Here is a 2,260-nt window from a genome sequence, read left to right as displayed (position 1 = left end):
CTTGTTGAAGAAGCCCGTCATGCTCTGCCGCTGCCGGAGGACGCTCAATGCGAGCGCGACGCACGGCCCGTAACCGCTACCTCAACCGCAGGCGCCCTCCCGCGCAGCGGGTTCGTTCTACGGCCCCATAACGGCCGTTCATTGCAAATCTCCGAGGCGTTACCATTGTCCCGCCCTATGGTGGGCTGGCGCCATCACGAAATCTTATGCCACTCGCTGACCGACAGCAGCCGGGTGGCCCCGGACCGATTGAGGCGCTGGATGTAATGCGCGGCGCTGAAGGCGATCGGGCGTATCTTGGAGCCGAAGGCCGTCTGGCCATTAGCGGCGCGCCTTTCAGCGCCGTTGCATTGGCGCCGCCCCGGGTCGAAAATGCCTCCGATGAAAGCAGTTCCCAGGCTCACCACACCAAGGCTCGTGCTGCGGGCGCCGAGCGAACGGGATATCCCGGCATGGTTTGCGCGGGCGATGGATGTCGAATCCGCCTCGCTTGCCGGCGATCCCGTTCCCGAGGACGTAAGCGCGGGCGAGCGATGGTTGGCCCGTTCGCGTCAGCGCTTCGCCGATGGCAAGGCGATCCAGTGGTCCATGGACCGGGCATCGGAGGCGATCGGGACGATAACCCTGTCTTTCGCAACCGACGCCAAGGCAGCCGCATTGGGATTTGTGCTGGCGCGTGCGCATTGGGGACAGGGACTGGGCAGCGAGGCCGCGCGCGAAGTCATTCGCTATGCTTTTGAGACCCTGGCGCTTGACCAACTGACGGCCGAGGCGGTGACGCACAATTTCGCGTCGCTGCGGATCCTGGCGAAGCTCGGCTTCAAACATATCGAGAGCTTCATCGATGAGTCCGACGGCGAGCACTGCGAGCGCTTTGCGCTCGACGCAGACGCCGGAACGTCACTGTTGGCGAGCCAGGCTTAGAGCCATCCGCTTGCGGCCGGGGCTGACATCGGAGTCCGTCAAAAGTCCCCGTGCTCGTTCAAATCAATCACACGAAGTCGCGGCCTTGAGCGCTTCGGCACGGGCCGGTTCGGGCAAATTCGCGATCCGTCGGACGGAAGCGTAGAACCTCGGATAATCGCCGGAGCATAAATTGAACAGGCGAAGAAACGCCGGGACCTGTTCGCCGTAGACAGAAGTCGCGGCGAGCTTTGCATTGTTGATCGGGGCATCGAACCAGGCGTCGTATCCCCGGTATCCGGCCCAGCGTCTGTCGCGCATTTGCCGGTAGCGCATCCGCAGCCTGTCGAACGTGGCTGCCTTGGCTGCCGCCATCTCATCTGGCGTACGGGAGCTTTCATAGACCTGCCGCAACTCGTCGCGCGTTTTCGACACCAGTCCGAGAAAATCGGCGCTGCGCTTGCGATCGGCTTCATAGCGGCGCAATCCGGCGCGATCGCCGGCCGCGCGGAGCCATTTTCTTGTGCCGGTGGTCTCGACGGCAACCGCGAAAGCCTCATTGAATGCGGAATCGCCGTTCACATAAAGACGCTGATGCGCCAGTTCATGAAAGATGAGGCTCGCGAGATAGGTGTCGTCCTGACGCAGCATGGTGCTGAGCAGCGGGTCACTGGACCAGCCCAGCGTAGAATACGCGGTGATGCCGGTGACATAGACGTCCAGCCCCTGTTCATGAAGTGCGACGGCGCTTTCGGTCGCGGATTTCCGATCGAAGTAACCCCGGTACGGAACGCAGCCGAAAACCGGAAAGCACCATGTTTTTGGGGTGAGCGAGAATTGCGGCGCGGCAAAGACGGCCCAGGTCACTGCATCCCGGTGGATGTCGACATAGCTGCGGTAGCTGCTGTTTTCGGGCAGCGCCAGCTCGTCTGTCGCGAACCGCCTTATGGCGCTCGCCGACGTCAATTTGGTGCGCAATGCCGCAGGGGTAGAAGGGGCCTTGATCAGTTTTCCGACGTCTTCGCGCGCGGCCATGATCCGGACATGACCCTCCAGCGATTGCGCGTAGTAGGAAATGCTGGTGCAACCGCTCATGGCGGACGCCGCGATCGCCGCAGCAAACAATCGAAAAACGCGCTTCACTTCTTCCCCACCGCTTCGTCACCTGCCATGGAGCACATGTCCGGCGGACCGTCCACTGGGCATGCCCTTGAAGCTGCCGGTCTGCTGCCGTGAAGAGTTTCGGGCGCCGGCACGCGTACGAAAGTCCCCGAGGAAGGAACCCGCGGGCCACAGGCGATGGCTATGGGGATTTCAGATTCCGGCTGATGTCAGCGGTGGCGCGACCGTCTCCGGA

General features: G+C 62.6%; 2 protein-coding genes. One reads left to right on the top strand and one right to left on the bottom strand.

Annotation, left to right across the window (positions count from 1 at the left end):
* Positions 1–297: 297 nt before the first annotated feature.
* Positions 298–924: a GNAT family N-acetyltransferase gene (locus O7A61_RS31975; RefSeq protein ID WP_337133137.1), complete on the top strand. Its 627-nt coding sequence runs from the start codon at positions 298–300 to the stop codon at positions 922–924.
* A 63-nt stretch (positions 925–987) separates the two neighbouring features.
* On the opposite strand, the gene O7A61_RS31970 is transcribed toward O7A61_RS31975, so the two are convergent.
* The gene (locus tag O7A61_RS31970; RefSeq protein WP_442921139.1) at positions 988–2,046 is read right to left on the bottom strand and encodes an aminopeptidase; all 1,059 of its coding nucleotides are present in this window, start codon (positions 2,044–2,046) and stop codon (positions 988–990) included.
* Positions 2,047–2,260: the final 214 nt, after the last annotated feature.

The sequence above is a fragment of the Mesorhizobium sp. Cs1321R2N1 genome (genome assembly GCF_037179725.1).
In the GTDB taxonomy this organism is placed as follows: Bacteria; Pseudomonadota; Alphaproteobacteria; order Rhizobiales; family Rhizobiaceae; genus Mesorhizobium; species Mesorhizobium salmacidum.
The sequence above is the reverse complement of the archived record's forward strand: the minus strand, read 5'-3'. Positions and strand labels throughout refer to the sequence as shown.